This window comes from Ruegeria sp. CDSC085, assembly GCF_059610465.1.
Genome location: NZ_JBXWNR010000017.1, coordinates 39,597 through 63,692 on the forward strand (window position 1 = coordinate 39,597; position 24,096 = coordinate 63,692).

Here is a 24,096-nt window from a genome sequence, read left to right on the forward strand (position 1 = left end):
GCGCGTGCTCCCTGTTTTTAGCTTTATAATTGCTGTATTCTGTATACAGTATTCACAAAGCCAGTCAGGAAACAAGGAAAATCTGCGCCATGTCCAAAAGCTCGGTTATCGTTGTCGGAGGCGGCATAGTTGGCGTCATGACGGCGCTTACACTGCAACGGCGCGGCGAGACCGTGACACTGATCGACAGGTGGGAACCGGGACATTCCCGTGCATCTTCAACAGATTACAACAGAGTGATCCGTGCCATATCCGGGCGGGACGAGTTCTATACGCGGTGGGCGCGCGAAAGCCGCCTGCGCTGGCTGGAGTTGCAGGCCGAAAGCGGCCAGAACCTGATGTACGAATGCGGCGCGTTGATTCTGGCGACTGCGGGACATTGCGACTGGGAAGACGCAACCGCACAGACTTTCGACCGGGTCGGGGTGCCCTACTACAAATTCGGTCAGCAGGATATCGAATCGCGGTTCCCTCAGTTCAAGGTCACCGACATCGAATATGCGTTGTTCGAACCCGAAGCCGGAATGCTGATGGCCCATCGATGCGTTCTGACCGGTTTGGATCTGTTCCGAAAGGCAGGAGGCAAAGTACGGCGCGGTCGCGTCACCACGGATGGATCGGAACGTCCGATGCTTGACGACAAACCGCTTGAGGCCGATCTGATCATCATGGCGACCGGCCCTTGGATGGCCGACATGTTTCCCAGAACGATCAAGCCGATCTCGACCGTGGTTGGCGTCAATGTCCTCTACACCTCGACACCCGACGGGTCGGAAGATTTCGACATGAGCCGAATGCCCTGCTGGATCGATCACGGGCAAGGGTCCTTTGGCCTGCCGTCGTCCGAAGGATCCGGCGTAAAGGCCGCGGTTGTCATCCCGGACAAGATCGATCTGGACAATGATGAACGGCTGATCCGCCAGGAAACGCTGGGCCGCACACGCAGCTATATCCGTCACCGGCTTCCGGGGCTGGAGGGGCAACGGGTTGTGGATTCCAAGTTCAACCAGATCATTCTGACCCCGGATACACATTTCATTGCCGACTGGCACCCCGAGCATGAAAACGTGCTGTTCGCTGGCGGATGCTCTGGCCATTTGTTCAAGCACGCCCCTGTGTTTGCAGAATTTGCGGCGGGTGTCGGGTTGAAGGATTTTGGGACCGCGGATCGATTCAAGATCGCAGGTCGCAGAAAACTGAGCCCGAAGGAAAGCCCCAGCGGACGCTAACCATCCAAGAGGGCGCGATAAATTCCAGCATTTGGGCACTTGCCCTGGGGAAGACGCGCGCCCGCCCGGATTGCGTCACGGCAGGTTTCGGCCTGAAGGCAATGCCCGCATTTTTCCGCCAGCTCCAACCCCAGTTCCGAGTGCGCGTTCAGATCTTCCTCGGTCAGTCCGAATTGCCCGGCCATGGCAAGTATACGCTCTCGTGCCTGTGGCGCGCCCGATCGCAACATAGCCAGATCCGCGCGGGACAACCCAAGGTCTGAAAGCTCCCTGTCACTCAGGCTTTCATCCCGAGGTGTACTGACAATCCGCGCTATTTTCTGAAAGAAATCTGTGTATCCCGACATCTCGCGGCCTCCTCCACCACGTTATGGATACAGTATACACATTGTTTCAAAGCCGGAATTGATCAGGATCAAGCGGGCTGTTAGATCTCACGGCCCACCGCTGGCATTGCGAAACAATTCAACCGCCTGCAAGGCGGCCAGATCCCTCGATACATGCACCGTTTCAAGCGAGGCCAGCCCCTCGTCCGCCTCGCGCGCGGCAAGAAACACGTCGCGCCCGCGCACAAATAATTCACGCAGATGGCTTGCCCGGTATTCGGGATGGAATTGCACAGAACGGGCCGGGAAATTATAATCCAAGGCCCCTACCGGGCAGTGATCCGCCGACCCCGTCACCTGCGCCGAAGGCGGAACACACGAGACCTGATCCTGATGCCAGACAAAGGCGTCAACGCTGGCTCCGCCATAGTCAAAGCCTCGTGCACCGACGACATTGCCGACCTTGGCCTTCTCGGCCTTGCCCCCATAGACATCCGCCATGATCTGATGGCCAAAGCAGATGCCGAAGACCGGCTTGGCATGGTCCCGGCACATTTCCAGGAAATCGCGAAGGGGCCGCATCCATTCCGTGTCATCATAGACGCCGAATTCGGACCCTCCGACAACAACCCCATCAAAATCCCTGAACTGTGGCAATGGTACGCCATCGACCACATCCACCGTGGAAAATCGGGCTTCAGGCAGATGCGGTTCAAGCCATGCGCGGATCTGCTGAGCCGTCCGCGGCAGACCCTCAAGCAGTGGCAAGGGGTGGAGGGTCAGTTCAAGAAGCGCAATCCTCACCAGTCGAAGGCCCGGTCGATGCCCGCCATCTTGACGCCGGTAAAGGCCGAGGCCTGAAAACTGAGCGCGCGCAGATCTTCGGTTTCCAGATTGTGCACCGAGGATTTGCCGCAGGCCTTGGCAAGCGCCGTGATCTCCATTGTCATCGCGGTCAGATACCGGGCCACGCGCTCTGCACCTGCATGCGGGTTCATACGCGCTTCAAGGTCAGGGTCCTGCGTCGCGATCCCAACCGGGCAGCGGCCCGTATGGCAGTGATGGCACGCCCCCGGCGATGTGCCCAACGCCTTATAATCGTCCAGATATCTCGGAGTGTTGCACCCCAGCGCGACCATCGCGGCGTTCCCGATCATGACCGCATCCGCCCCAAGTGCCAGACATTTGGCCGCGTCCACACCTGATCGAATACCCCCCGCGGCGACAAGCGAGACCTTGCCGCTCATCCCACACTCATCCAGCGCTTCGCGTGCTGCGCGAATGGCACTCATGGTCGGAATGCCAGTGTGATTCAGCAGCAACTCGGGCGAAGCACCGGTGCCGCCTTCGGCCCCGTCAACCACAACCACATCGGCACCGGCCTTTGCGGCCACGGCCACGTCGAACCGGGGCCGTGTCGCCCCCATCTTGATGAAGATCGGCACCTGATAGTTCGTGGCGATCCGCAGTTCCTCGATCTTGACCGCCAGATCGTCTGCCCCAAGAAAATCCGGATGCCGGATAGTGGATCGCTGATCGACCCCTTCCGGCAAAGTGCGCATCTCGCTGACGCGCGGGCTGACTTTCATACCCAGCAGCAAACCGCCGGTGCCCGGTTTGGCCCCCTGCCCCACAACAATCTCCAAGGCATCGGCCCGGCGCAGGTGATCCAGATCGACTCCATAGCGGGCGGGCGACATCTGGTAGAGCAGGCGCTGGGAGGCTTCGCGCTCCTCTTCCAGCATGCCGCCTTCGCCGGTGCAGGTCATGGTACCCACCTTCGAGGCCCCATAACCAAGCGACGCTTTGGCCGAGGCCGAGAGCGCGCCGAAAGACATCGATGCGATATAGATCGGGATTTTCAGTTCCAGTGGCCGTTCCACCAATCCGCGCCCGCCACCTAGAACTGTCGTCGTATCGCAGCTCTCGCGGTACCCTTCCAGCGGCAGGCGGGTCATTGTCGCCGGGACAAATGTCAAATCGTCGAATGTCGGCAACTGCTTGTTGAACGTATTGTAGCCACGCACCTGATACCGCCCAAGCTGCGCCAGTGCGTGAACTTCCGATATCGCTTCGGGTGTCCAGCGGGTCGATCCCCCCTCATCATAGGACGAAGGCACACCGGCCGGCCGACCTTCGACCGCACCCGCATCGCGGAACCTTATTTCTTCCTCGGACGCGACTTCGAACGGATACTCATAGGGTTTACTCAGATCATGAGCCATGCGCTTGCGTCCCTGCTTTCAAAATACCAAAGACGCTGGCCAGAGACCATTTTGCGCCAGTTACGAGAGCTGTCGACCAGCCCCAGAGGATCAAGGATCGCATCGACCTCGGCCACCTCTTCAGCAGTGGGTTCGATCACGTCGACGTCCACGCCCAGACTGTCAACTTCGCCTGCGACCCAAACCTCGCCTTCCCACAGCGCGTCTGCACAGGATTCACCTGCACCGCCCAGCGCAATGATCCGTCCCGCGTGCGCCATGAAACCGGATTGATAGCCGATCCTGCCTTCGACCACGATGTTGCCGCCCTTCATGGCGACGCCCACCCGTGGCCCCGCATCACCTTTGACATGGATGGTGCCGCCAATCATCGCCGCCCCGCAAGACATGCCCGCATAGCCGCCGACAGTGATGTGACCCTTGGCCATCCCCTCGCCCACGGCCCACCCGCAATTGCGTTCGATGGAGATGTTGGCGCCAGTGTTCAAACCGCCGCAATAATATCCCACTGAGCCTTCGAAGGTGATGTCAACATTGTCCGGTAGACCCACGCCCAGATTGTGCCGCGACAGCGTATCGACAACCCGGATCGGCTGTCCTAATGCGCAGGCGGCCATGATATCCCGGTTCACCTCACGAATATGCCGCTTGCCGACTTCGATGACGATTTCATCCATCTGTCTTGCTACCTCGCTCATGCTGCCAGGCTCCGGTTGCCGACACCCCAGATGCCGGTCAGCGAAGGGCCATCATAGTTGATCACGTCGCATTCCTCGGTCATCACGCGACGAACAGCCTGTTCCTCGGTCGCGGCGGCCAGATCCCCATTGCGATTGACCACAACCAGCGGCTTCATCGCGAACCGATCCTTGGCAAAGCCGATCCCGTCCGGCGTTGCGATCATGTATGTAAATACCCCGTCGATAGAGGTAATCGACTTCTTCAGCGCCTGCTCCATCGTCAGGCCAGCTTTCATCTGGTCGCTGACCCAGACCGCAATCAACTCGCTGTCATTCTCGGTCAAAAAGCGATAGCCCTTCCGGCTCAGCTTATCGCGCCATGTAAAATAGTCGGTGATCTGGCCGTTATGCACGATCGCCACATCCGAAAACGGCCGCGCCCAGAACGGGTGCGAAGCGTTGGGCAGGACCGAGCTTTCCGTCGCAAGCCGCGCATGACCCAGACCGTGAGTTCCGATCACGTCACGCACGCCATGTTTTTCGGCAACCGCTTCGGCCCCGCCGATATCCTTGATGATCTCAAGGCTACGGCCACAGGACTGCACTTCGAACCGGTCCGTCAGTTCATCTGCATCCCGCACCCAGGCCTGCAGATCAGCCGGGTCCGAGATTTCCGCCCGGAAGCAATAATGCCGGTTCTCATCAGCTACAATCTTCGGGTCAGACAGAAAGCCAGAGCCGTGATCTTTCAAAACCGCCTCAAACGCTTCCAGGTCAGCATCCTGCCGGGATTTATCAAAACCCATCCCCCGCAAAACGTATCCGGTGTCTCGTGGTGGTCCATAAACTGCAAACCCGGTGCTATCTGCGCCACGGTGTTCCTGCGCATCCATCAGGTCTACCAGATCTACCCCGACCTGCCCGGGTGCGGTTAGAATCCTTCCAGCGATACCACACATGAAGTGCTCCCTGTTCAATTGAGTCTGTATACTGTATACAGTACACGAGCAATAGCAAGCCCATTCGCCTTGGCACCAGATGCTTTTTTGAATACAGAATTCACAAAACACGGAAAGAGAGGCTCCGAGTGGCTCTGAAACAGATAAAGACACAGCGCAGACGGCTGGCGGACGAGGTTTATGATCAACTGGTCGAAGCCATAATGAGCCGCGAAATATCTACAGAAGATCGATTGGTTCAGGAGAAGCTGGCAGCAGAGCTGAATATCAGCCGCACCCCGGTTCGCGAGGCTCTGATGCGGCTGGAAACCGAAGGGGTTCTGGAAGTCGCCGCAAGCGGTGGATTCCGGCTGGCACGCATGGATCAAACCGAAGTCCGGCAACTGTATCAGGCCCGCGCTGCAATCGAAGGTCAGGCTGCGCGGATTCTCGCGGCCCATGCGGAACCCACGGTTCTGGACGGTCTGCGCGAATTGATTCGGCGCGAAGAAAACCTGACCAACCCTACGACACGCGACTATTTCATTGCCAACCGACGCATTCACCGCGCCTTTATGGTCGAAGCGGGAAACAAGTTCCTGCTGGACATGTTCGACATGATCTGGGGCAAGGCCATGGCCTTTCACCTGTTTTCCGCAATTGAAAATGTCGACATCTCAAAATCCCTCGGTGATCATCAGGCGCTTGTCGACGCGATTGAAACCGGAGACGTGACAGAAGCATTGGAAACCTTCACTGCCCATATTCAGGCCGGGTTCGATTTGCAGATCGAGGGGCTGAAAGAAGCGGACAACGGGTGATGCACAAAACCGTTGGCAAGATTGACCGTGCCGGTTCGCCTGCCTGACACCAGCTCATGGTCGCTGACAGTACCATTGGGACAACTGTGCGTTGCTCTGCTTGCTCCATGACAAAATGCTCGTTTTCGTATATTATTGAAATCTCTCATCACAAAGACCCTTCGATTCCATCGGAGTTGATATTTGAACGACACGTTTTTCCACAGGCGGTCCCAAGTCGACTATTCGACCACCTCAGGTTCTGGAGAGAGAAATGAGTGCTGACGAAAACGACAATCGCAAAGAACCCGATTACACCGAAAGCGAAAAGACAGATCCGGAATGCCGGTCTGTCGATGACAGGCTGACCGCGATCGAGCAACGTCTCGACCAGTTGATGCGCGTCATGGAACCCGGCCCGGAAGACAGGCTGGAAACCGTCGAACACCGCGTAGACGCGCTTTTGACATCCATCGAATCCTTGGGCGAACTGGGGGATCATTATTCTGGCTTCAATCCTACCTCCACCGGTCCTGCCTTCGGCTTCGTCGACGCCGGCAGCGTTGGCGGTCCGACGCGCCGAACATTCAGTTGGGCGAAGAATTGTTGCGCGAATTGGTGCAGTATCCGTGCAAGCAGCAAAGGATGCCATCCGAACGCCTGCTGAATGATGAATCCCGTTTGGCGGGGAAACTGTCTTAGTCAATGTCTATTTCATCAACGAGGATTGATGCGGCCATACGGTCTATTGCAGGGTCGCTCGTTGTGGCTCCGATCAGAACTGATGCAATCGGGCTGGGAAGCGCTGTCGCCGGAGAGGCGCTGGCATTGCTGGCGGCAGACAGGTTTCTGGATGACGATCGGGTGCGATCCGCTGCGTCACGTCGCCTTTCGACCATCTGGGCTCGCGACCGAGAACTGCGCGGAGCCCCTGTTTCACTGTTCGATGGCCGAGCCGGTCTTGGGTTGCTCGCCTGTCATACCTTGGACGCCAATCCGGACGATCCTGAAGCGCAACTGGCGCTCGACCGTGCCCTGCGTTCGGTTGCGCAACGCCTTCTTGAAGCTCCGTGGATGGGACATTTCGATCACGTTTCGGGGCTTGCAGGCATATCCGTATTTCTTTGCGAACCGAAATCCCAAACGGCCCGTCTTGGGGGAAAGACGCTGTGTTTGCGTTTGGCAAAGGAGCTTTGGAGGCACTCGGCCCGAACAGAGCGGGGATTGGCGTGGACAGAACCCTTTTCCTCTCCGGAAGACGAGGCCGGTGCCCAGAAGACAACGCGTTACCTCGTCAATATGGGATTGGCTCACGGTTCACCCGGTGCAGTTCTGGCTCTGGCCCGTTTGGGTCGGCGGCACGCGTTCACGCCACGACACATCGAAGACCTCAAAGACGCGGTCCTGTTTCTTCTTTCGCATCAGGGCGCGTTTTCGGACAGCGGTCTGTCATCCTGTTTCCCCTGCATGTCAGCGCTCAGCCACGCGTGGGAAGTACCGTCACGTTTTGCGTGGTGTTACGGCGATCTTGGGATCATCTATACCGCACTCGCGGCGGCGGCGCTGGTTGGGATGGAAGACGAAATACACGACATCACATCACGGGTTCTGACATCTTGCATTGCCAGGCCTCTCAGCGAGACGGGCATCAATGACGGAGGGCTATGTCATGGTGATGCCGGAATTGTGGTGATGGCCCTCGCTATTCGGTCTCTCAATCCCGAAGCAGACGTCGATTCCCTGATCGAAAAGCACGCCGAACGGCTTCTGAACCTCGTGGAACGCGAATTGAGCCCGGACGGGCTTCCCGCGATCGGCGCAGGCTGGAAGACGTTTCAATCGACGGACCTTCTGACCGGGTCTAGTGGTGTTTTGTTGGCACTGCTTGCCTTAAGCGACGCAGGTTATCTCAGCTACCTGAAGTTCATGGGGCTGGATGTCGAGGAGCCTAATCATTGTCATTCTCAACCGAAACTGCCCAGCTCTCGTCCCTTTCTCGGAATCCGTGTTTGTTTGCGTTCGCCGCAGCATGATCTTAGCGGAGTAACTAAAAGCACCGGAAAAAAGGATCTGGAAAAGCGTGCTTCAGAGTTACTTCACGATCAGGCCTTTGCCTTGTCGTTATTCATTGCGCGACCCGGTTTCTTCTCGATGGTCATGCGCGAATTCGAAAAAGACGAGCGCCTCTCACCTGCAGTTCTCGGCACCTTGTTTCGGTTTATTTACAGAATGTGTTTTCGCCCAACGCCGTTCGGTGCATTCGCAGCAGTGGGCACGGCAATACCTGTTGCAGGCAAGGACATCGTCACCGTGGCAGACCACCATCTGGACATAGATCTGGACTGTGGATTTTTGGCACATATTGCCGCCGGAACCGCCGAGACGCAAAGCACGAGGGTGCGATGCAATCCATCGGCCTGGTGGGAACAGGACGTTCTGCACTGGATAACCAACGGTGATCTCGACGGGCCCTGGAACCACGAACAGATCATAGCAGCGGCGGCTTCCGATCTGGCAGAGTTCATCTTTGACGTCGATTCTGTCCCGGTTTCCGATCTGGAAACGGCCCTCAAGGATCGCCCTTTCAAATCTGCTGTGACGATCTCGGATCTCTGTCGGTCCGAGGTTCTGATACCACAGAGATATCCAATACTCCTGGGACATGACGCAACCGCCAGAACGCTGAAGCGGCTGGAAAGAGATGTGACCGCCCCACAAAAGAGAGGCTTGACGGAGATCGGGACTGCTCTTGATGCCGCACGTGAAAACACTTCAATGATCGCGTTAAAGCAACTGGGGCGAACAGCGGGCTCTCTTGCGCCGGGTTGGACGGGTGATTTTCTTCATGTCGATGCGCATTGCGTCGACACGTTGGAAACACCACTGCGCGCGGAGCAAGCGCTGGCCAGCGCATGGAACATATTGGAAAAGGTTGGCTTTCGCGTGCCGAAGCCGAACCGTTTTCTGGAATTTGAACGGCGGTTCCTCGACCGGTACAGCGACCGCGCCGTATTGCTCGGCCAGGCCGTGGACGCCGAAAGCGGGCTTGCATATCTCGGCATGCCGCTGCGAATGGATTTCGTTACAGGTACGGGATCGTCAAGTGATGCCCCCAGGCACAACCATCAGGAATTTCCGCTGGAAACCGATTGGGAGGCGCGCGAATGGGGGCTTTCCGCGCAGGATATCGAGATCCTGCATGCCCACAACACAGGTCAGGCCCCTCTCGCCATCCAGGATGGCGTTCTCTTGGGCAAGGTAGGGCGCAGTTCCGGGCACAAGCCAGTCTGGACAGCCTATCCCGAGGGAATTTTTCCGGGCGGGCCAAAGGCGATTTTCGGCCGTTTCTCAAGACGAAATCAGTTGATCGCAGACGCGTTGATGCAACACAGCCCCACGCGTGAAAAGGATTCGACAATTGTCGAAGCAGACATCCTGTGTGCCACCGACCCCCGGTCATCCAACATCCTGCGACGCGCCAGCCTTTCCCGGTATGTAATCGAAATTCTCGGCGACAGCGGTTTGCCGCCGGAAAGGAAGATACCGCTTCACGATCTGTGGATCCGTCACGATGGCAGTCGGTTCCGACTTTTCTGGGGCAGCCAAAGCGTCGAGGTCAGTCCACAGCTGCATGCTGCCCACCAAAGCCCTCCCGGGGCTCCGGCGGTCTATCTTCTGCTCATCGACATCGCGATGCACATGAGGCAACCGACGGTGATCTGGTCATGGCAATCGCAAAGCAATCAAAACCGGTTGCCCAGGGTCTCAGCTGGAAATGTGATCCTTGCTCCGGAGCGGTGGCAGCTTTTTGTTCCGACAGAGGTGATCAAATCGGGCAAAGAGGAAAGCTGGCTGGAAACAACGCGGCAAAAACTGGAGCTGCCGCGATACATAGTCCCCACAGATAAGGCCAGTGACATGGCCACGCCATGGGATCTGGACAACCCCTTTTCCACTGCGAACCTGATCAAGACGTTGAAAAAAGGTCCGCTTTCGATCTGCGAGTACCTTCCAACGCCAGAGGATTGGTGGATCGACTCACCGCATGGTCGATTGGCCTCTGAACTGGTTTTTGCCCCTGCAAAGCCAGTTGATACACCCTATGTCGAATACGATGCCAACCCGGCCGCATGGCAACCGCTGGGACACGGCGCTGACGAGGCCGGATCATGGTTGTATCTGCGGCTTTTCGGGGATGCCATGAAGCTGGAACAGTTCCTGAAACTGCAATCTAACAGGTTGGCGCTGTGGCAGAAACGCAACCTTATCGAGAATTGGTTCTTCGTTAGATACGCAGACCCAGAGCTTGAACTGCGCCTCCGCCTCAAGTTCCCAAGCGACCATGACAGAGTTCTGAGGAACCGGGTGCTTGTTCACTTGCAGAAAACAGCCGGAGGATTGGTAGACAGGTTTCTTGTTGATGAGTACCTGCCTGAAACGGCGCGATACGGCGGAGAACTGGGGCTCGGCGCCTGCGAGAGAATATTCGGCGCCGACTCGATCGCTGCGCTTCACGTGCTCAACGATCCAGAGATCAGTCGATCCCGGCGATGGATGGCGTCAGTCGCTAGTATCGATGCCCTGTTTGAAGATCTCGAACTCCCAACAGGGGTTCGGCTGGCGATCTCCGAGCGGTGCTCGGAAAACTACGGCGGCGGCCCGGCGTCGTGCCGAAAGGCACGTCGGGCCACGGGTAAGGAATGGAAGAGTGCCTGCGTTGTGCTGAATGAACTAGGTGTGGGAAAGGGCATTCATTCGCGACCATCTCGCTGGAATGCACGTGCCGCCAGGCTTCATCCGGATCTCAGATGCCTCCAACGAGAAGAACAGGATGGCCGGCTGGGAAGCAGTTTGGCCGACATTCTGGGAAGCCTCGCTCATATGTCCGTCAACCGGATCCTCCACTGGGGAACTGCCGCAGAAGAGGCGGTTATCCACGAAGCGCTTTGTCGACATTATCGAACCAAATTGAACCACGGCTGGATATCGTCCTAGGCGGCATGCTCATGGCAGCAGAATGGAACCTGAACCGTCCTTCCGAAGCATGGGCTGTCTACAAATACCACCTGCCCCCGAATGAAGCACCCGGCGCACGGGTCAAGGAAACGTGGATCACTGCGCTTTTGACTGGCAGCGGGACACCTCGGAACCTGGATCACACCTTCACAGCACGCGGCGTTTTGGGACCTGTCGGCTTACCGCATAACCTGCGAGCGCCGAAAGCGATTTTGCCACGCCGCCCTGTGGCAAGAAGCTTAGTGCCTCTATTGCCTGATCGCGGTATTTTTCAGGTAATTGCTGCCTCTTGATATGGCGCGTGGTCTGGGAAATCTCTGCCAAAAACCGCGCGGGGTCGCGGTGACTGATGAAAGCACGGACTGCCGCGCCCCCTTTTTGCCCCTGGGCCGCCTTGAGAAAGGGCACGCTGAATAGGCCGCTGGAAAGGTCTGACGCAAATGGTGTGCTGCCCGAAGGGCGGTTCAGGGCAAGTTCATCCTCGGTCAACAGGTAAGCCAGACCAAGGTTCTCGCCATAGTCGCGGAGGGCGTTCAAAAGATTGTTTTTTTCTGCAAGCATCGCGCCGAGTTCGCAGGGCAGTCTGAAGAATGCAGCCATACATTGCCGCATTTGCGCGATGCGCATTTCGACCGTCAAATCCGGTTGCCATGCGGTCCGAAGCTCGGACACTCGGCCTTCACACGCCGAGGCCATGGCACTCAGAATTGCTGGAACCAGATCCGGGCAGTCCCGTGCGCCGACTTCGTGTGCTTTCGCCAACAAGTAGTCGCCTGTGAGTATCCCAAGCTTGTCGCCCCAGTTGGCTGTGGCGTCGGCTGTTACAGCGTCAGCCTCGATTCCTCGTATGCCGCTTTGGGCAAGAAATCCAAGATACGCAAGCTCCAGTGCCGTGGCCGCGGCCCGACGTCTTTTTGCCTCAACATCACCCAGATAGGACGTCAGCAAAAGCAACAGCGAAGGTCGGAACGCAACCATGTCAGCCCGCTTGCCCGCGAAGGACATGCGCGTCAGAAACGGCCAATCGGTGCGCACGATGCGATTGAGGCGCGCACCGACATCACGCAGGTCGTCACCCAGCGGCATATCAGGCACACGCACAAGTGGCGATACGTCGTCCAACATGGCGCTTTCCACATCATTGCCTGTGCCTTCAGGTACCAAAACGGCACGGCGCAGCATGTTGTGGACCGGCTTTTCGCTTTCGAACGTATCGTCCAGCACGCGCCAAATGAATTCGTATCGCCGGCTTGCGCGGTTCCCGAGCGTGAAGTACCCGGCAAAGCGATCACCCAGCAGAAGCGCATAATCATCCGCCGCCACCCAGGGGCCTGCCCCTGTGCGGAGGCACCGATCAGTAGTTTGAGCCGCAAGCGCACCGGATTCCAGCGCAAAGCTGATTCCTTCGCCTGTAAACGGGCTGATAAGACCTGCGGCGTCACCAACCAGCAACAGACCCGAATTGGCGGCACGTTCTGGTGCGAAATCGAACCTCAGCGGTGCCCCCAAGGTCGTGCCGGACAACTGAATGCCCGAGTACTCTGGATAATCCTTTCGGAGCACGTCCAGAAATTGATCGAAAAGTGTCCTGACATTGGTGTCAAACGCCCGACAGAACAGTCCGACACCGACATTTGCAGTTCCCTTCCTCGTTGGGAACGCCCAGCCATAGGACGGCAACAGGTACCGGTCCGTAACATCAGTCAACGGCAGCATTATTTCGAGCAGTGGCGGAGTGTCACCGCAGCCGTCGACATAGCCGCGAAGTGCCGTGCCATAGCCCTGTTCGGGTGTTTCCCGCAATCCCGCAGCTTTCGCCAATCGAGACGCGGCCCCGTCTGCGGCGATGACGATGTACCCGGTCAGAACCACTGTCGTGCCATCCTGCATGCGCGCGCTGACGCCTGTGACAGTCCCGCTTTCATCCGTTACCAGATCGTCGGCGCGGCATTTCGGCATGAAAGCCACACCTTCCGCCCGGGCCTTACGCAAAAGACAGTCATCCAGTATCAAACGAGGCACAACCAGCCCGTAGTCGTCTTCGCCCTCGTATCGAAAATCCCGGTGGCCTCTGTTGCGCATATGGACGCGCACACCTTCGACCTCCTGTTGATCGGTAAGCGCGGACAGAATGCCGAGGCGTTTCAACTGAGAGATGCCGGACCGGGTGATGCCGTCTCCACAGCTTTTGTCCCGAGGGAAATCCTCACGGTCGATCAGAATGACCTTTCGACCTCTTCGCGCCAGTTCGATGGCGGCGGCGCTGCCGCCGGGCCCCGCACCGACAATGATGGCGTCCCATGTCTCGGCCGCGGCCTCCGAAGGTGTCGCAAGCGGCAGATCGTCCGCAAGAGGGCCGTGACCGTCCATGTCAGGCCCTCCTTTCGACAGAGAGCCGGGCGAGGTTTGCCAGCGAGTCGCGCAGCACATGATCTTCAAGCCCCGAGATGACCTGTACGGCTGCCTCGGATTTGTCCCGCGCCAGCTTTTCGGTAGCTTCGACCGCGCCCGAATTGCGAATGATCTCGACAGCACGCGAAATGTCCGCATCTTGCATGTCGGCCAGCCTCAACCTGGCCCGCAATTCATCGGCGGCCTGACCGTTCTGGCCCAGAGACAGGAGCACCGGCATCGTATAGGCGCCTTCGCGCAGATCAGAGGTAGACCCTTTCCCAAGCTCCGCGCTGCTTGCAATGTAGTCCAGAACATCGTCACGAAGCTGAAACGCAAGGCCGAGGCACTTTGAATACGTGATCAGTGAATCTCGATCCTGTTCACTTACGTCAGCCAGCATCGCCCCCAGCGATGCTGCGAGGACAAACAGTTCGGCCGTCTTGCCCTCAAGCATTTCAAGATGCTCTTCAATGGTCCAATCGGCGTTGTAGGCGTTTTCTGCTTCGCGCAACTGCCCAAGACACAGCGCGGCACAGTGTTTACCGGCCAGCTCAGTGGCTTTGGGGCTGACGGAATCCAACAAGGTGATTGCACGGGCCAGAATGAATGTTCCGGCGAAGCTGGCGATGGGCGAAGACCAGCGACGGTTCACGCTTTCCGCTCCACGCCGAAGTTCGGCCCGGTCCATGACGTCGTCATGATAGAGCGACGCCACATGGATCATTTCGACAGCCGCCGCCGCCTGAATTGCGCGTTTGCGGTCTTCTGTGTCGGTGAGGCTTCGCGCGGTAAGCAGCAGAAGAATTGGCCGCAACCGTTTTCCGCCGGCCCCGATAAGCCAGTGTGCAATCTCTTCGAACCCCGGCTGGTCCGAGGCGACGGCATCCAACATTGATGCTTCAACTTGGGGTATCGTGGCCCGGACCTGTTCGTCTTGCAACCAGTCAGACATCCGCAATCTTGCGGAACTGCGCCAGCGTCTTCTGCAAACGCTTCGACCTGAGCGCCGCTTCGGAGTTCCTGATGAAACTGTCGTAGCCCTCGTGCAATGCTGCGGACTCGGCGCGAACGACAATCTCACCACGGTGGAAGGCGTCCATTACGGTCATCCTGCCTTCGGATATGGCCACAAGTGCTTCCGGTGAAATCGCGCCGACGCCCCGGCCTTTCCCTTTGCGCTTTTGGCTCGGGTTGATGTGAACTTCGCCGCTCATGACCGAGACCTCGACCGACCCCAAACCAAAAACACCAACCGTTGCACTGGCGCCCTCGTACTGCTTGACCAGTTCAGCATATTCCTTCTTGGCGTCCGCCTTGAAACCCGCCAAAGCATCTTCGGCCAGTTTTTCGACTGCCTTTGCACCCTCTTCCGGCTGCATCCGCTGTTCATAGTCTGCCACGTTCGTATCCTCCGTTCCAAATTTTCCAAATCAGACCGAGCCGACAGCTGCTCGAGCTTCCACACGCCCGGCACCTTGCTGCGTGGTCGGCGCGCCAATGTCGACGGCGGTAGCCATGAGTACTGCCTTGATGTCAGCTGGCAGCAGTGTCGGGTTTTGTTGCAGCATCAGCGCCGCGACCCCGGCGACATGAGGACACGCCATGGAGGTGCCGCTGGCTTCTAGATGAAGCGGATCGATTACAGTCGCGCCGCCATTCATGTCATTGCCGGTCGCCGATCGCGACGCAACGATATCCACGCCAGGGGCGGTGACATCCGGTTTGTCGCGCCCATCCGGCGTTGGTCCGGGACTGGAGAAGCCGGCCATGTTGTCACTGTCATCGCTTGCGCCGACGGTAATCACGGTCCGCGCAATACCCGGACAGCGAATGCGCGTGTCATAGGTGCCGCAACTGTCATTGCCTTCGTTGCCTGCGGCCACCACGAAGGTCACGCCGGCTGTCGAAGCCGCGTCCGCGGCGACACATAAAACGCATGTTCCGTCTGGATCGACCCAATTCCCGTTTCTATGGGTGAAGCCCCAGGAGTTTGAAAGTACATCCATTCCGTCCGCGACGGCCTGCTGGATTGCCGACACGCAGTTGGGGGCGTTCCCACTGCCGAATTGGTTCAAAAGCTTGTAATCGTGAATGACCGCCCCTGTAGCGACGCCCCGGAAGGTCGCGCCATTGCTGGCAACAACGCCCGCGCAATGGGTCCCGTGCCCGTTCAGGTCGCCCAGCCCCTCGCCGGTAAAATCCTGTTGTGTGCCGAAGTTCGCAGCAAGCTCAGGGTGTGTCTGGTCCACGCCTGTGTCCAGAACTGCGACGTCCACTTCGGCACCGGTGATCCCGCTGGCTTCAACGGCATCGGCATTGATAAGCGGACGGCTGTTATCCAGATCAATCAGGATTTGATTCTTGCAATGAGCCACCTTCAGAACATCGGCGCGCCCGGCAATGTCAGTCAGGCGCTGGTCATCGGCCCAGACCACCAGGCTGTGGTTCAGCCAAAAGGTCTGCTCGACCTCGATTTCACGCTCGCCAAAGCTCTTGGCAATCTGTCCCACCACGTCTTCGCCATGGCGGCGGTGTTGCATGATCAAACGACGACGCTGACGCCTGTCGAACGCGCGTGGTGCACGATCAGGTGATGTCCTGCCGCTGCGCAGCAAGACCAGCACACGATGCCGGGGAAGCTGGGCCGTTTCTGTATGGCCAAGCAAAGCGTTCAGGTGCGCTTCCTTTCTGTTGGCCAAGAGGTCGCGCAGAACAATGCTGTCCATTTTGGAGATGGACTCGCTGCCAAACTCGGCACGAAGCTTCTCGATTTCGCGACGTTCCGCTCTCTCGAAGCGATCAACGTGATCCTGGCTTAACTCGGACATTTTGTGCTCCTTTGGATCATGGTCTAATTGGGTTTTCAGGAATGGCCTGAAGCTCGGTGGAATGGGTGATCATCACGACAGAGGTATCATTGGCGATTGTCGCAATGGCTCCGGGCGACAGCTCAACTGCGATACTGTCAACAAGCCAGAGTTCCCTGACCCCGGTGCCGCCCAGGTTTTCAAGCGTATCAACCAGAGACTGTGTGCGCCGGCGGAAGTAATCTTCGCGCGCCTTTGTTTCAGCACGCCGGAAAACAGGCGCATCGCGACCCGCGTCAGGAGCCAGACGCAAGATGACTTGTACCGCATCCTGATCATCACTGTCTGTTACGGCTTGCGCCAATTTGGATTGAAGCTGAGTGTCCAGCTTGCCCCACGCCGCCTCGGACAATCCAAACGGACGGTTGCTGTTGGTTCCGGTCACGGTGCTATCCTCCTCGATCGCCGCCACGCTGAACATAGCCGGGGCGACGGCGCGGTCGAAACGCGGATTCACGACGATGCCGGGCCCCGGTACAGGCTCTGCCGAAGGCGTGCTGCGGGGTTGTTCCGGCCGGAAGCACAGCTCGATCAACGCTCCTTCCTGCGCCCGCATGACGAGGGTCACTATCCCGCTCGCCTGAACCTCTATGACCTGTACACCTTGTTGCTGCGTTCCTGTCTGCGTCATCAGGACTTTGCCGTCCGCATCAAGTGCAATAATCGTTATCGGCTTTCCGCCACCAAAGCTCACCTTGAAGCGGGCCCAGTCAGCGACGACCGGCAGATGGGCAAAGACGCCGGCGATGGAAAGCAACAGTTTGGGTGTGCCTGGCGGCTGAAAACCGCCAATGATCTGAAGAATGCCGCCCTTGGCTGGCAAGAACCGTACACCGCCGACATTCAAAACAGGATGGCGGGAAGGCACTTTCTGGCCGCGGAAATCAATGCAACGTTCACGCGGGGGAATTTCCGGATCGGGTTTAGGCTGGTCCGGGCAATGCGGTTGAATCGCGATGAACGCACAATCATCAATGTATCCAAGCACATCGTTGCGCGGATCATCTCCGCTGAATTCCAGGAATACCGTTACGGCTTCGGCTTCCGCCGTCACACGACCCCGCAATTGCCGCCAGGCACCGTCCAGGTCGTCGGTCCACCATTCCACCCAGGGCGCTCGCGGATCGTCACCACCGCGCGGGTCCAACCCAAGAGCATAGCCGCCAGCACTGCGGGCTTCTGTTGTGAACCAACATGAGAACTCATAGTCCCACCCCGGGTTTGTGCCCAGTGATTGCCAGATACCGACGCGAAGGCCGCGTTGCGCGATGACCCGTTGGGACCTGTCACCGGTTCGGACGATGCAACCTTCGCAGTCAAAGGCATCGGCAGGGATCGGGGCCAATATCGGAACGGGATTGCCCTTACCAGCGTGGAAGGCAGCCAAATCGGTCAGCCATGCATAAGGAGTCCAGAAACGGCCAACATTGCCCGCTGGCAGAGAACGGAACCCGTCTTCAAAGCCGGGGTTCAACAAATGCACGACGCGGACGGTCAGCTCGTCCTGACCAAAGTCGCCGTCGTCATCCATGACCGTACAGATGGCCCGGAAATCACCACACCTGTTATAGACATGCGTGGCGGTCGCTGTGCCTTCGGCCGCTGGCGGTTCGTTCGTTTCCTCGATCAAGGCCGTGCGGGGTTCACTGCAATCGCCGAAATCCCACTTGGCTGTATGCGTGTCGCACCAGCCGGGATCCCGGAAATCAGCGACAAGCGTGATCGATGTGCAGACATATGCAAAGAGATCCGGGCAAGCTTCGACCTCGGGCGGAACATTGGTGACGGTGACACGCAAGGTGTCGATGGCCTCGCCACCATTGACGTCGCGAATGCGCACCGTGACAGTGTATTCACCATTGTCGCACCAGGCATGGGTCACGGTCGAGGTACCTGTCGCCTCGGGAGGTGTGTTTGTTTCAGAAATCACACCAGGTTTGGGCGCGTGGTGATCACCGAAATACCACATGGATTCGTGCGTGTCGGGGTATTCGACATCTCTGAACCGTGCAATCAGCGCGACCTCTTCGCCTTCTTGCACCGTCAGATCAGGTCCGGCATCCACTGTCGGCGGCACGTTTTCGACGGTAACAAGCGAGAAACTGCGGCTGCGCGCGCCGCCCGGTTGGTTGATCGTCAGCGCGTGTTTCGCGGTGTAGACACCACTTGCCGCATAGACATGCTGGATCGAAGGCAAAACTGCGGCCGGAGTTCCGTCACCCGGCAACCATTCGTAGCCTGCGTCAGGGTGTTCATTCACAGCCGAGAGCGACATAGAGGACGCCGCAGCACCCGACCGTGCCCCACCCGAATCCGCCGGGACGACATCCGTGGCCTCACAACTGCTTATAACAGTGAAATCTCCGGCGATTTCAAGGCCGTCCGTATCAATGACGATCGGGTCCGAAAAAACCGCCTCGACCCGTCCGATCCTGGCAAGGTTTTCCGGCCAGCCGGTGATGCCCGTAACCGTATTCGTAACTTCATCAGACAGGATTTCGCTGCCCATGCTTTCGGCAATACCGCGAACGACAAGTGCCACGATCACAACAACCAGTGCGCCCAGAATTCCGAAAGCTCCAAACGACAAAATCGCGGCGATTGCCGTCAACACCCAAAGCAGCACGGACTCTTCGGGATCGACATCGCTGTCGATTTCGAAGTGATCCATTTGCTGCCCGCCGTCTGGGCCCAGCGAACCGTTCGGCTGCCAGCGCAAACCGACGTCGTTGAAAAAGTCGGCGTCTACATCAATGCTGCCCAGGATCGCGTCTACAACAGTCACTTTGCCCGATATTCTGATCGCCCCTGCCCTGAGGCTCACGTCCAGATCAGTCAGCCGGACTTCGCGCCCGTCAGGCGTAAACGTCTTCGGAAGGTCATCATCCGACAACTCGGCTTCAATGCGAGCAGCTTCAATCGACGCTTCAACCTGGGCCGCGCTGATGGCAATTGCAAAATCCCTGTCAGCCGGAATGAAATTGGCAAGCCCGCCTACGTCACCGCCACCATCATCGTTCAAGGCGATGGCCAGAAACTCGTTTGTCACTCCGACGGTGATGCTGTCGACCTGAAACTCTTCGTCCGTTGCCTCCGGCCCCCAGATGTAAACGAAGTCGCGTGCTTCCAGATCCCGGTGAAAGAAGTCGCCGATGAATTCTTCGATTTCGGCTACGGTCGGGGCAGCAATGGAAATCTCGCCCAGGCCACTGGCCAGTTCCTGCCCGCGCGACACCAGTTCGCTGGAAATCTGGGCGTCGAGGTCAATCGCGACCAACGGGATTGCCGCAAGCTGATCGCGGTTATCGATATAGTTGTCACCCTCCGGCCCATACTCCGGACCGGCCGGATTGATCGCGTCCACGGTGACGATGGCCGCATTCAAATCTGTGCGGAACTCTGAACCAACCCGGCTGAAAGGTGCCGTGATGTTGATCCGCGTTTCGATCCCCATTGGATCCTGCGGATTGAAAAAGAGCTGTACCGCCGGGCCGACAACAATGTTGAACATCCGCAGATAGACCGGCAGCGAAATTGTTATGTCACCGCCGGACACGGTGGTTTCAATATCGTGCGCCGCGACCGAGTCGTCGTTGAATATTTCGGCATGGACATCCGTCGTCAACGCTCCCAAGGCAAATGGCAGCGCGGTCTCATCGATAACATGGGGGATGGATGGGAAGGCCGGGTCAATCGGTCCACCCGGGCCACCGTTCTCATAGGCTTTGTCCACGAATTCGGTTGCATACAAATCGATGTTGGCGGCAATAGGGTCGCCGCTGGTCAGAGTGGCTGACACCTGATTGCGGGGCAGACCGTCCAACAGCCATCCCACATCCTGTCGCCCGGGAATCAGACCAATGGGCGCAGCCGCAGCAAGATCAGCCGTCATCGTCAGCATTTGCGCGGAAGGAACCGGCGGGTTTTCAACCTCGATCTCGATCAAAACACCAAGTTGGATTTCGGCACCGGTGATGTCCGGACGCAGGCTTGCGTCCAACTGGTCTTCGGGAATCTGAACAGACCCGTCAGCTACGACGAAACCACCAAAGGTTTCACCCGCGGGAACATCCATGAATTCGGGAATGCGGCCTTCATCGCCGGGGTCATCGTCGCATTCTGCAGACTTCCACGCCCCCCGTATGACCTTTCGCAGGACCTCTTCCGAGGCTTCAACGACGACTTCATATCCTCTTGTATTTGCCATCCTGACGTCCTCGATCTATCGGCGCGACGGAATCGCGCCCGGGTGTCTTCAAGCAGTGCCGGTGACAACGGCGCGGGGCGTGATATTGACAAGCCTGCGTTTTCCGGATCGCACGGCATGATAGAGCGACGCGGGCGCGAAGCGCGGTACCGTTGCATCAAGTTGCCTGTAGGCAAGCAATGGAGAGATGATTTTGTGGGCCTTGTTCAATGATTCCAGCGGGTCGGGAATTTTCGCGGATCCGATCAGGCTTGGATCCAGCCCGGCGACTGAGTTGCCCTTGGCTTTCACTGAAAACTGACGGGCGATTTCAGTTGCCTTGACCCTTGTAATCTTCACTTTGGAAGTGGAAGAACGCACTCTTCGTTTCGGCATGGACAAGGGGGACAGGTCAGGGCGTTTTGAATTTTCCTCGCCCAGTTTCAACTCATCGAAAAGCACCGCTGCTAGGTCGTGTTCCTGCCCGGGGTCAAATTCATGCCCGGCCGCGACGAAAATCTTTTTCCGCAAGCTTTTGCGTTCAACGATCTGTTTCTTGGAAAACCGCGCCCTGTCCTCCAGCTCAAGCCGACCTGAAAGATCCAGATCGAACCCAAGTTCCTTAAGCGCCAACAGCGGGTTAATTAGCGCAGCGCGAGCCAGCTCTGGGGTAACATTCAAACGCGCAGCAATATCGTGTACTGCTGCCTGAACGTCCTGAAACGTAGCCATAGCAGCCTTCCAATTACGAAAAATCGTAACTCATGAACGCTTGGTACTCATAAATGGATAATTTGGGAGTCTGCCTTCACGTTATATTTTTCCAGCGATTCCGTCAATGATCCGGAAGCGCCACAAGGCTGCACTGAACCGATATCGACAGCTGGAGAAAGGGTTCTGATCTGGTGCAAACACTGCTTCATTTGGCAAAATCACCAAAGAGGATTCTCTCGATAATACCTCGGCTGGCTTGAGCTTTTAGGATTGAGTTTTCCAGACAGCGAATTGAATCTAGACACGATTCCACCAAACCCAAATGTGTATGCCATACCGGTTACAACTCTCTTGCTGCCCGAAAGAAGGAAGGTTTATCCGACACGACAGCGATGGCCGACAGGAAGATCTTGGGACACTTTTCCCAGCAGGTTGCGGCGTGGCGCCAGCCCTGCCGGCGTCCGAACAAGAACCCGATGCGTACAGCGTTTGCCGCGGCGCTTGTTGTATCGGACGGGTTTATCGCGCGATGTTCAGCCAGGGATGCCGGCCTTTCTTCGGTCGATAACGGCACTGCGGAACCAGCCCGCGTCGTGGAGGCAGGCAGCGTGGTGGCCAATCTTGGTGTTCGACACAATGTACAAGCAGCCAACGGTTCAGCGTCCTCAATCCATCCACAACACCTCGCGTCCCTCTTCCCCCGGACCACATCACCTGCCATAATGGGAAAAACTCAAAAACAAGAGCAGCACATATGCCCGACGATCTGTTGACGCCAGAAGCGACCACAACTTATGACGCCTCCTCAATTGAGGTGCTCGAAGGTCTGGAACCGGTCCGCAAACGCCCCGGCATGTATATTGGCGGCACCGATGAACGTGCGCTGCATCATATGGTCGCCGAGATTCTCGACAACTCGATGGACGAGGCCGTCGCGGGCCATGCCAACCGGATCGAGGTTGAGCTGCATGCTGACTATGCCCTGACCGTTCGCGACAACGGGCGTGGCATTCCGATTGACCCGCACCCCAAGTTTCCTGACAAATCGGCACTTGAGGTGATCCTGTGTACCCTGCACGCGGGCGGCAAGTTCTCGGGCAAGGCCTATCAGACCTCGGGCGGCCTGCACGGCGTGGGCGCGTCCGTAGTGAACGCTCTGTCAGATTCGATGGTCGTTCAGGTTGCCCGCGACAAGACGCTGTATGAACAACGTTTCTCGCGCGGCGTTCCCCTTGGTCCTGTCGAAAAGATCGGCGCGGCCCCAAACCGACGCGGGACCACGGTGACGTTTCATGCCGATCCCGACATCTTTGGCCATCACAAGTTCAAACCCGCCCGCCTGTTCAAATCCATCCGCTCCAAGGCCTACCTGTTCTCAGGCGTAGAAATCCGCTGGAAATCCGCCATCGATGACGGTGAAACCCCGACAGAGGCCAGTTTTCACTTTCCCGGCGGCCTGTCCGATTACCTCAAGGAGACGATGAACGGCTCCTCCACCTATGCTGACCAACCCTTTGCGGGCACCGTGGATTTTCAGGAAAAGTTCAACACCCCCGGCAAGGTCGAATGGGCGATCAACTGGACGCCCTCGCGCGACGGGTTCATCCAGTCCTATTGTAACACCGTCCCCACCCCCGAAGGCGGCACCCATGTGGCCGGGTTCTGGGCTGCTGTCCTCAAGGGCATCAAGGCGTACGGAGAGTTGATCAACAACAAAAAGGCCGCGCAAATCACCCGCGAGGACCTGATCACCGGCGGCTGCGCGCTGGTCTCGTGCTTTATCTCGGAACCGGAATTCGTCGGCCAAACCAAGGACCGCCTCGCCACGGTCGAGGCGCAGCGATTGGTGGAAAACTCGGTCCGCGACCATTTCGACAACTGGCTGGCCGCGGACAATAAATCCGCAGGCGCGATTCTGGACTTCCTAATCCTGAGGTCCGAGGAACGCCTGCGCAGACGGGCCGAGAAGGAAACACAACGCAAGTCCGCCACTAAAAAACTTCGTCTCCCCGGCAAGCTGGTGGACTGTAGTAGTTCAACACGGGACGGCACGGAATTATTCATCGTCGAGGGCGATTCTGCGGGCGGCTCTGCCAAAATGGGCCGGAATCGCAAAACGCAGGCCCTGCTGCCCCTGCGCGGCAAGATCCTGAACGTACTGGGCGCGGCCAGTTCCAAGCTAGGCACCAATGCCGAAATCAACGACCTGACACAGGCGCTGGGTGTGGGGCTTGGCACCAAGTTCAACGTCGACGACCTGCGCTATGACAAGATCATCATCATGACCGACGCGGATGTGGACGGGGCGCATATCGCGGCGCTGCTGATGACGTTCTTCTTTACCCAGATGCGCCCGATGATTGACGCGGGCCACCTGTATCTGGCCTGCCCGCCTCTGTATCGTCTGACCCAAGGGGCCAAGCGCATTTACTGTCTGGACGAGGCCGAGCGGGATGAATGGCTTGAGAAAGGTCTGGGCGGCAAGGGCAAGATCGACGTGTCCCGCTTCAAGGGTCTGGGCGAGATGGACGCCAAGGACCTGAAAGAGACCACGATGGACCCCGCGTCCCGGAAATTGATCCGGGTCACCATCGACGAGGACGAACCCGGCGAGACCGGCGACCTGGTCGAGCGCCTGATGGGTAAAAAACCCGAACTGCGGTTCCAATACATTCAGGAGAACGCGCGGTTTGTGGAGGAGTTGGATGTTTGAATATTGTG

16 protein-coding genes are annotated in these 24,096 nt (G+C 58.0%); 5 read left to right on the forward strand and 11 right to left on the reverse strand.

Annotated features, from left to right (window positions below; translation table 11 throughout):
• Positions 1-89 precede the first annotated feature (89 nt).
• Positions 90-1,229: an FAD-dependent oxidoreductase gene (locus AC2FJB_RS18760; protein ID WP_117869467.1), complete on the forward strand. Its 1,140-nt coding sequence runs from the start codon at positions 90-92 to the stop codon at positions 1,227-1,229.
• Here AC2FJB_RS18760 and AC2FJB_RS18765 read toward each other — a convergent pair.
• The 5 genes from AC2FJB_RS18765 to AC2FJB_RS18785 all read right to left on the reverse strand — a co-directional run bounded on the left by AC2FJB_RS18765 (position 1,226) and on the right by AC2FJB_RS18785 (position 5,419).
• Positions 1,226-1,576, reverse strand: a complete 351-nt coding sequence (locus AC2FJB_RS18765) for a YjiS-like domain-containing protein (protein WP_299895829.1) — start codon at positions 1,574-1,576, stop codon at positions 1,226-1,228. The two genes, AC2FJB_RS18760 and AC2FJB_RS18765, sit on opposite strands and share 4 nt — an antisense overlap.
• An 87-nt stretch (positions 1,577-1,663) precedes the next feature.
• Positions 1,664-2,359, reverse strand: coding sequence for a type 1 glutamine amidotransferase (locus tag AC2FJB_RS18770; RefSeq protein WP_496720038.1), 696 nt, complete (start codon positions 2,357-2,359; stop codon positions 1,664-1,666).
• Positions 2,356-3,780 carry an FMN-binding glutamate synthase family protein gene (locus tag AC2FJB_RS18775; RefSeq protein WP_117869470.1) on the reverse strand — a complete coding sequence of 475 codons (1,425 nt, stop codon included), beginning with the start codon at positions 3,778-3,780 and terminating at the stop codon, positions 2,356-2,358. The genes AC2FJB_RS18770 and AC2FJB_RS18775 overlap by 4 nt, the downstream gene beginning before the upstream one ends.
• Positions 3,765-4,478, reverse strand: a complete 714-nt coding sequence (locus AC2FJB_RS18780) for a GltB/FmdC/FwdC-like GXGXG domain-containing protein (RefSeq protein WP_496720036.1) — start codon at positions 4,476-4,478, stop codon at positions 3,765-3,767. The genes AC2FJB_RS18775 and AC2FJB_RS18780 overlap by 16 nt, the downstream gene beginning before the upstream one ends.
• Positions 4,475-5,419 (reverse strand): class II glutamine amidotransferase domain-containing protein, encoded by a 945-nt coding sequence (locus AC2FJB_RS18785; RefSeq protein ID WP_496720034.1) that lies wholly within the window; start codon positions 5,417-5,419, stop codon positions 4,475-4,477. Before AC2FJB_RS18785 ends, AC2FJB_RS18780 begins: the two co-directional genes overlap by 4 nt.
• Positions 5,420-5,547: 128 nt before the next feature.
• Here AC2FJB_RS18785 and AC2FJB_RS18790 point away from each other — a divergent pair, with 128 nt between their 5' ends.
• From AC2FJB_RS18790 to AC2FJB_RS18800, 3 genes are all read left to right on the forward strand, one after another.
• Positions 5,548-6,219: a GntR family transcriptional regulator gene (locus AC2FJB_RS18790; RefSeq protein ID WP_117869473.1), complete on the forward strand. Its 672-nt coding sequence runs from the start codon at positions 5,548-5,550 to the stop codon at positions 6,217-6,219.
• 253 nt (positions 6,220-6,472) lie between these two features.
• Positions 6,473-6,865, forward strand: coding sequence for a hypothetical protein (locus AC2FJB_RS18795; protein WP_117869474.1), 393 nt, complete (start codon positions 6,473-6,475; stop codon positions 6,863-6,865).
• 98 nt (positions 6,866-6,963) lie between these two features.
• Positions 6,964-11,193 (forward strand): thiopeptide-type bacteriocin biosynthesis protein, encoded by a 4,230-nt coding sequence (locus AC2FJB_RS18800; RefSeq protein WP_496818861.1) that lies wholly within the window; start codon positions 6,964-6,966, stop codon positions 11,191-11,193.
• A gap of 168 nt (positions 11,194-11,361) precedes the next feature.
• Here the strand turns inward: AC2FJB_RS18800 and AC2FJB_RS18805 are convergent, their stop codons facing one another.
• The 6 genes from AC2FJB_RS18805 to AC2FJB_RS18830 are packed head-to-tail and all read right to left on the reverse strand — an operon-like array spanning position 11,362 to position 21,393.
• Positions 11,362-13,584, reverse strand: coding sequence for a geranylgeranyl reductase family protein (locus AC2FJB_RS18805; RefSeq protein ID WP_496720029.1), 2,223 nt, complete (start codon positions 13,582-13,584; stop codon positions 11,362-11,364).
• Position 13,585: 1 nt separating this feature from the next.
• Positions 13,586-14,560, reverse strand: coding sequence for a polyprenyl synthetase family protein (locus tag AC2FJB_RS18810; protein ID WP_496720027.1), 975 nt, complete (start codon positions 14,558-14,560; stop codon positions 13,586-13,588).
• Complete coding sequence (locus AC2FJB_RS18815; protein WP_496720025.1) at positions 14,553-15,008, reverse strand: hypothetical protein; 456 nt, start codon at positions 15,006-15,008, stop codon at positions 14,553-14,555. Before AC2FJB_RS18815 ends, AC2FJB_RS18810 begins: the two co-directional genes overlap by 8 nt.
• Before the next feature lie 30 nt (positions 15,009-15,038).
• Positions 15,039-16,436: a S8 family serine peptidase gene (locus AC2FJB_RS18820; RefSeq protein ID WP_496720023.1), complete on the reverse strand. Its 1,398-nt coding sequence runs from the start codon at positions 16,434-16,436 to the stop codon at positions 15,039-15,041.
• A 16-nt stretch (positions 16,437-16,452) separates the two neighbouring features.
• Positions 16,453-20,682 (reverse strand): PKD domain-containing protein, encoded by a 4,230-nt coding sequence (locus AC2FJB_RS18825; protein ID WP_496720021.1) that lies wholly within the window; start codon positions 20,680-20,682, stop codon positions 16,453-16,455.
• Between the two features lie 48 nt (positions 20,683-20,730).
• Positions 20,731-21,393: a hypothetical protein gene (locus AC2FJB_RS18830; RefSeq protein WP_496720019.1), complete on the reverse strand. Its 663-nt coding sequence runs from the start codon at positions 21,391-21,393 to the stop codon at positions 20,731-20,733.
• Between the two features lie 736 nt (positions 21,394-22,129).
• On the opposite strand from AC2FJB_RS18830, the gene parE reads away from it, so the two are divergent.
• Positions 22,130-24,088, forward strand: coding sequence for a DNA topoisomerase IV subunit B (gene parE, locus AC2FJB_RS18835; protein ID WP_496720017.1), 1,959 nt, complete (start codon positions 22,130-22,132; stop codon positions 24,086-24,088).
• Positions 24,089-24,096: the final 8 nt, after the last annotated feature.